The 6,587-nt window shown below is 69.1% G+C and carries 8 protein-coding genes and 1 tRNA gene; 5 read left to right on the plus strand and 4 right to left on the minus strand.

Annotated elements, in window-relative coordinates:
- Nucleotides 1–44 precede the first annotated feature (44 nt).
- The gene (locus tag Aco03nite_RS35605; RefSeq protein WP_203803826.1) at nucleotides 45–1,901 is read right to left on the minus strand and encodes an acyl-CoA dehydrogenase; all 1,857 of its coding nucleotides are present in this window, start codon (nucleotides 1,899–1,901) and stop codon (nucleotides 45–47) included.
- Nucleotides 1,902–2,148: 247 nt separating this feature from the next.
- Here Aco03nite_RS35605 and Aco03nite_RS35610 point away from each other — a divergent pair, with 247 nt between their 5' ends.
- Nucleotides 2,149–2,325: a hypothetical protein gene (locus tag Aco03nite_RS35610; RefSeq protein ID WP_203803830.1), complete on the plus strand. Its 177-nt coding sequence runs from the start codon at nucleotides 2,149–2,151 to the stop codon at nucleotides 2,323–2,325.
- Here Aco03nite_RS35610 and Aco03nite_RS35615 read toward each other — a convergent pair.
- Nucleotides 2,322–3,437, minus strand: coding sequence for a PP2C family protein-serine/threonine phosphatase (locus Aco03nite_RS35615; protein WP_203803835.1), 1,116 nt, complete (start codon nucleotides 3,435–3,437; stop codon nucleotides 2,322–2,324). The genes Aco03nite_RS35610 and Aco03nite_RS35615 overlap by 4 nt on opposite strands.
- Nucleotides 3,438–3,577: 140 nt before the next feature.
- Between Aco03nite_RS35615 and Aco03nite_RS35620 the strand changes: the two genes are divergently transcribed.
- Entirely contained in the window at nucleotides 3,578–4,114 is a 537-nt protein-coding gene (locus Aco03nite_RS35620; protein ID WP_203803838.1) for a phosphoribosyltransferase, read from the plus strand.
- A gap of 14 nt (nucleotides 4,115–4,128) precedes the next feature.
- Here Aco03nite_RS35620 and Aco03nite_RS35625 read toward each other — a convergent pair whose 3' ends face one another.
- The gene (locus Aco03nite_RS35625; protein ID WP_203803841.1) at nucleotides 4,129–4,434 is read right to left on the minus strand and encodes a YciI family protein; all 306 of its coding nucleotides are present in this window, start codon (nucleotides 4,432–4,434) and stop codon (nucleotides 4,129–4,131) included.
- Between the two features lie 58 nt (nucleotides 4,435–4,492).
- On the opposite strand from Aco03nite_RS35625, the gene Aco03nite_RS35630 reads away from it, so the two are divergent.
- Nucleotides 4,493–5,020 (plus strand): YcxB family protein, encoded by a 528-nt coding sequence (locus tag Aco03nite_RS35630; protein ID WP_203803851.1) that lies wholly within the window; start codon nucleotides 4,493–4,495, stop codon nucleotides 5,018–5,020.
- Here the strand turns inward: Aco03nite_RS35630 and dcd are convergent.
- Nucleotides 4,960–5,538: a dCTP deaminase gene (gene dcd, locus Aco03nite_RS35635; RefSeq protein WP_203803854.1), complete on the minus strand. Its 579-nt coding sequence runs from the start codon at nucleotides 5,536–5,538 to the stop codon at nucleotides 4,960–4,962. The genes Aco03nite_RS35630 and dcd overlap by 61 nt on opposite strands.
- Before the next feature lie 86 nt (nucleotides 5,539–5,624).
- On the opposite strand from dcd, the gene Aco03nite_RS35640 reads away from it, so the two are divergent.
- Together Aco03nite_RS35640 and Aco03nite_RS35645 are read left to right on the plus strand one after the other, a co-directional pair.
- Complete coding sequence (locus tag Aco03nite_RS35640; RefSeq protein ID WP_203803868.1) at nucleotides 5,625–6,131, plus strand: pyridoxamine 5'-phosphate oxidase family protein; 507 nt, start codon at nucleotides 5,625–5,627, stop codon at nucleotides 6,129–6,131.
- Nucleotides 6,132–6,314: 183 nt separating this feature from the next.
- Nucleotides 6,315–6,385, plus strand: a tRNA-Gly gene (locus Aco03nite_RS35645).
- The last annotated feature ends 202 nt before the right edge of the window (nucleotides 6,386–6,587 follow it).

Below are 6,587 nucleotides of genomic sequence, written 5' to 3' on the forward strand. Positions count from 1 at the left end.
CCGCCGGGGCCTCGCCCTTTTTCAGGAGAGTGGGAAAAGTCTGGTCAGAACGCGTCCTCGTCCAGGTCCATCAGGTCGAGGGTGGTGTTCTCGATGATCCGGCGGTCGGAACCGATCCGGGGCAGGACCTCGCGGGTGAAGAAGCGGGCCGCGGCCACCTTGCCGGTGTAGAACTTCCGGTCCGCCTCGGAGACCTCGGTGTTCAGCGCGTTCAGCGCCACCTCGGCCTGCCGCAGCAGCAGCCAGGCCAGGACCACGTCGCCGAGGGCCAGCAGAATCCGGCGGGAGGTCAGGCCGACCTTGTACAGCTCGCGGGCCTCCCCGTTCTGCACGGCGCCGAGCCAGCCCAGGACCACGGTGAGGATGGTCTGCATCTCGCCGAGCGCCTTGCCCAGGGCGAGCCGCTCGTCCTTGAGCTGACCGTTGCCGGCCTCGCTCTCGACGAAGCCCTGGATCTCGGCGGCGATGGTGCCGAGCGTCCGGCCGCCGTCCTTGACGATCTTGCGGAAGATCAGGTCGAGGCTCTGGATCGCGGTCGTACCCTCGTACAGGGTGTCGATCTTCGCGTCCCGGACGTACTGCTCCAGCGGGTAGTCCTGCAGGAAGCCGGACCCGCCGAAGACCTGCAGCGACTCGGCGCCCAGCAACTCGTACGCCCGCTCGGATCCGACGCCCTTGACCAGGGGAAGCAGGAAGTCGTTGACGCTGCTGGCGATCTTGGCAGCCTTCTCGTCACCGGCGGCCTGCGCGATGAAGACCTTGTCCTGCCAGGTCGCCGTATAGATGACCAGGGCCCGGAGCGCCTCGGCGTACGACTTCTGGAGCATCAGCGACCGGCGTACGTCCGGGTGGTGGGTGATGGTGACCCGGGGAGCCGCCTTGTCGGTGTTCTGCACCAGGTCGGCGCCCTGGACACGATTCTTCGCGTACTCCAGCGCGTTCAGGTAGCCGCTGGACAGGGTGGCGATCGCCTTGGTGCCGACCATCATCCGGGCGTTCTCAATGATCATGAACATCTGCCGGATGCCCTGGTGCACCTCGCCGAGCAGCCAGCCCTTGGCCGGGGTGCCGTGCTCACCGAAGGTCATCTCACACGTGTTGGAGACCTTGATGCCCATCTTGTGCTCGACGTTCGTCGCGTAGACGCCGTTGCGCTCGCCCAGGTCGCCGGTGGCCGGGTCGAAGTGGTACTTCGGCACGATGAACAGCGACAGGCCCTTGGTGCCCGGGCCGCCGGCGCCCTCGACACCCACCGGGCGCGCCAGCACGTAGTGGATGATGTTGTCGCTCAGGTCGTGCTCACCCGAGGTGATGAAGCGCTTGACGCCCTCGATGTGCCACGAGCCGTCGGCCTGCGGGATGGCGCGGGCGCGACCGGCACCGACGTCCGACCCGGCGTCCGGCTCGGTGAGGACCATCGTCGAGCCCCACTGCTTCTCGACGAAGAGCTTGGCCCACTCCTTCTGCTCCGGCGTGCCCTCGATCCAGGTCACGTGCGCGAAGGACGGACCGGACGAATACATCCAGATCGGGGCGTTGGCCCCCAGGATCTGCTCGGCGACCGCCCACACCAGGCTGCGCGGCGCCTGGTTGCCACCGAGACCGGTCGGCAGGTCGAGCCGCCAGAACTCGGACGCCATGAACGTCGCGAAGGACTTCTTGAACGACTCCGGCAGCGGCGCGGTGTGCGTGGCCGGGTCGAAGACCGGTGGGTTGCGGTCACCGTCGACGTAGCTGGCGGCGAGGTCCTCGCGGGCCAGCCGGTCGACCTCGGAGAGCACGTCGTTGGCGGTCTCCACGTCGATCTCGTCGAACGGCGCCCGGCCGAGTGACTGATCTGCCCCGAAGACCTCGAACAGGTTGAACCGGAGGTCCCGAAGGTTGCTCTTGTAGTGCGTCATGGTGCTTGGCCCCGCTCTCCCGGACGCGAGTTACCCGTCAGTAACCCCACTGTATTACTGATCGGTAGGTACCGACAACCCGGCCAGGGTTTACCGATGGGCCCACCAGGACGGGGCGGTTGTCCGTCCGATCAGATGGCGACCGATACAGCCGTTCGGCCATTTGCCTACTTCGACACGCGGCCGGCGTATCGCGGGCCCGCACGGGTCGTTTCCATGGATAGACAGCCACGAGCAGGGGGATGCCATGTTCGCCACGATCAAAAGCCTGATCCCGGAACCTCGCCAGGCGAACCAGCCGCGCAACTACGTCGGGCGGCACCGTCAGCCCGAGCACACGCCGAACCAGTCGGCCACGGTCGCCTCGGCGCCCGTTCCGGTCGTCTCGCCGGCGCCGGACGCTCAGGACAAGGCCGCGGCCTAACTACCGGCCGCGCCGACTTCCCAGCTCGGTACCGAGACGGCAGTGCCGCCGTCCGGGCCGGCGTACTCCAGCAACACCAGTGCGATGTCGTCCTCGAGACGGCCGTACACCCAATCCACCAGCGCCGTCTCCAGCGACGCCAGCCCGTCGCCGACCGTGCCGTGGCCCAGGAGGCGCCACGCGCGGTCGGCGGTCGGGAAGAACTCGCCCTCCCGGCGCGCCTCGCCCAGCCCGTCGGTGAAGAGCAGCAGCCGGTCGCCCGGCTCCAGACGCTCCACCCGGGCCTTCACCTCCGGCATGAAACCCAGCGGAGGCGCCGGCGCCGGCGGCTCCAGCGGGATCACCTGGCCCCGGCGCAACAGCAACGGGGCCGGGTGTCCACAGTTGACGATGGTCAGCGTGCCGCCGCGCTCCTCGACCAGAGCCGCCGTCACGAAGTCCTCGTCACCGACACTGCGGGCCACCGCGCGGTCCAGGTCCTGCACGATCGTGCGCAGATCGGCCCGCTCGTACGCCACGTGCCGGTACGAACCCAGCACGATGCTCGCCAGGCGTACCGCGTCCAGGCCCTTGCCGCGCACGTCGCCGATGATGATCCGCACGCCGTACGGCGTGTTCAGCGCCTCGTAGAGGTCACCACCGATGTCGGCGGCGGCGGTCGCGGAGATGTAGCGCCCGGAGATCGCCAGCGCGCCCACCTGCGGACCGATCGGCCGCAGCACCGCCTGCTGGGCCACCGCCGCCAGCCGCAACAGCTCGGCGATCCGGTCGGACTGCCGCTCCCGGATCGTCGCGCCGGCCGCCGCCACCCCCGTCGCCAGCACGATGCCCATCAGATTGACCAGGCCGACCATGCCGGTCTGCAGGCCGGCCATCCCGACGAAGACCGCACCGACCACAGTCGCGAGCACACCGGACGCCAGCACCATCTGCCAGACCGCGAAAACCGCGGCCAGGAACGGCACCGCCGCCAGCAGGCCGACAAAATCCGCCTGCCGGGGCTCCTCGGCCAGCTCCACGGCGGACACGACGGCGAGCAGCACGAGCGCCGCGCCGACACCGGCGCGGTTCCCAGGGCTCAGCGGGCGTCGTCCCGCCAGGAAAGTAGACATGGTTCGCCGACCAGCATGCCCGATCAGCCGCACGTCGGGTATCAACTTGACCCGTAGGCTGAGCGCATTCTGACCTGCCGTAGGTACCGGCGTCATTCGGTCGGTCCAACCAGGGCGACAGCCGGTGACAGGATGGCTCCGTGACCGACGATCTCCGTGATCTTCTCCGAACGGCCTTCCGCTGGACCGACCTCGGCCCCGGAAGCGACTACCTCGTCAGCGACCGCTCCGGCTGGTGGCGTGACCCGCGGATCCTCGACGGACTCGGCGACGGCCTGGCCGGGCTGTTCGCGGACTCCGCGCCGACCGTCGTGGTGTCGCCCGAGGTCACCGGATTCATGGTCGGGCCGCTGGTGGCACGGGCGCTCGGGGTGGGCTTCGTCGAGGCGTACCGGGCCGGGGCCCGCCGGGCCATCGCCGAGCCGATGATCTGGGCCGACGTCCCCAGCGACCACCGCGGCGACGTGCAGCGCCTGGGCGTACGGGAGAGGCTGATCGGCCCCGATGACCGCGTCCTGGTCGTCGACGACTGGGCGGCCACCGGGGCTCAGGCCCGCGGTCTGCGGAAACTGCTCGGCGATCGGTACCTGGGCACGGCTGTCATCGTCGCCGAGTGCCCACCGCCGGTCGCTACCGAGCTGTCCATCCGCAGCCTGCTGACCGGGATGGATCTTTAGCTGTCTTTCCGGCCCTAGCTTTCTTTCCGGATGCGCTGGTAACCGGCCAGCGCACCGCGGGCCGGGTGCCAGCCGGTGGCGGTGTAGGCGGCGAGGCCCTGCTTGACATACGGGTCCTCGGCGATCAGCGCGTGGGCCTCGGCCTCGGTGTCCACGTCCAGCAGGATGATGCCGCCGGTCGGCGGGTCGATCCGCCCGGCGGTGACCGAGTAACCGGCCTCCTCCAGCCCCGCGAGGAAGGTCAGGTGATCGGCACGGGCCGCATCGACTTCAGCGAGCGGCTTCAGGTACGTCGAGATCATCAGATACACGTTCGCCATCCTAGAACCGACCATCCGGCCCCTGACGATTTGCCCTGGTCGGGGCTACTTTTCCGGGATGCAGATCCAGATCACCGCGGTTCCGGACGCGGCGCTGAACGCGGCCGCCACCCGGCACGGCCTGCGACGGCCGGTGCTCGCCGCCCGGCTCGGCGGTTGGGCGCTGCTGCTGTACGCCCTGCTCGCACAGGCCGTCACCGGGGAACTCGACCCGGTGCTGCTGGCCGGCGGGGCTCTGCTCGCCGTGGCCGTCCCGGTGATCCTGCTCAACCACACCGCGCGCGGGCTGCGCTCCGGGCGGGTGACCAGCTACGAGATCAGCGAAGGCGGGATCGCCAGCGCTGACCCCGAGAGCCGGCACGCGTACGCCTGGCAGGCTGTCCGTTCTGTTGACGAACTCTCCGGGCAGTTGCTCTTCCGGCTGCGCGGCGCCCGTCTGCTGCCGGTGCCGACGGGCGGGCTCAGTGCCGCCGAGATCGAGCAGATCCTCGATGTCGCTGCAACCCGGGGCCGGCCCGTGCGCCGTCAGATGGTCGGCCAGGTCCGGAAATTCAGTGCCGACCGGCTCGGCGTCGGGCCCCGCTGATTCTGATAGCGGGAGCCGTAGACGCTCGACCCGTAGGCGTGCTCGGCCGGGCTGGACAGCCTGAAGACACACAGCTGCCCGATCTTCATCCCCGGCCAGAGCTTGATCGGTAGATTGGCCACGTTGGAGAGTTCCAGCGTCACGTGGCCGGAGAAGCCCGGGTCGATGAAGCCGGCCGTCGAATGGGTGAGCAGGCCCAGACGCCCCAGGCTGCTCTTGCCCTCCAGACGGGCGGCCAGCGCCTGCCCGAGAGTGACCACCTCGAGCGTCGACGCCAGCACGAACTCGCCCGGGTGCAACACGAACGGCTGACCATCCTCGACCTCGACCGGGGCGGTCAGCTCGTCCTGCTGCTCGGCCGGATCGATGTGGGTGTAGAGATGGTTGTTGAAAACCCGGAAGAATCGATCCAGCCGGACGTCGACGCTGGACGGCTGCATCAGCGACGGTTCGTAGGGCTCCAGGGCGAAGCCACCGGATTTGATCTCTGAGACCAGGTCACGGTCGGAGAGGAGCATCCGATCACCATACCGACCCGGGCCGGAGCTGCCCGAATCGGCGTGTTCGCTGGCTGCCTCGAACGTATGTTCGATAGAATGCCTCCATGGCTTCCTGGTCCGATTTCGCCGCAGCCGAGCCGGCGCTCGCTGACGGCATCCGTGCGCTCCTGCAGCAGTACGGCCCCGGCATGGGCTACCTCGCGACGATCCGCCCCGACGGCGGCCCCCGAGTCCATCCGGTGTCGCCGGTCTTCACCGAGACCGGCCTCTACTGCTTCGTCGTCGACTCCCCGAAGCGCCGCGACCTGGAACGCGACGGCCGCTACGCCCTGCACGCCTACCCACCGGAGGACAACGACGACGAGGCGACAGTGACCGGCCGAGCCGTCCCGGTCCGCGACCCCCGCACCATCGCCCACCTGGCCGGCACCCTGCACGCCTCCCCCGACGTCGACTGGCGCCTCTTCGAGCTGACGATAGCGACAGCCATGCTCCGCAACCACGGCCCAGCCGGAGCCCTCCCATTGGCGGCGACCCCGTTCCTGCCGGCGTACGCCCGCACGTGGAAGGCCCCACGCCACACCCACCGCCCGTTGGCGGTAGCCAGCTGATCCCAGCCTTCGCCTGATCCACCGACCACCGGATCGCCTGTCTGAGCCGCCCCCACCCCGGCACTCCCCGTCCCGGCGACACCCCCAGCCACCAGCATCGTTCACTCCGCACCGGAGCAACACAGCGAACCCCGGGGGCCGTGCCGCCAACGAGACGGATAATCGGGTACAGTGAGGCAGCTTGCGGGTGTAGTTCAATGGCAGAACATCAGCTTCCCAAGCTGACAGCGCGGGTTCGATTCCCGTCACCCGCTCGGAGCCGGGAGCCCTCTGTCCGCGTAGACCGCGGACCGGGGGCTCCTCGCATTTCTACTGGGGGCCGAGCCCCCAGACCCCGCGTCACGGTAGACCGGTTTGTGGAGCGGTTGCGGTTTGCACCTTGGTCGGGTTGCGGTTTGCACCTTGGTCGGGTTGCGGTTTGCACCTTGGTCGGGTTGCGGTTTGCACCTTGGTCGG

The organism is Actinoplanes couchii (assembly GCF_016862075.1).
GTDB lineage: Bacteria > Actinomycetota > Actinomycetes > Mycobacteriales > Micromonosporaceae > Actinoplanes > Actinoplanes couchii.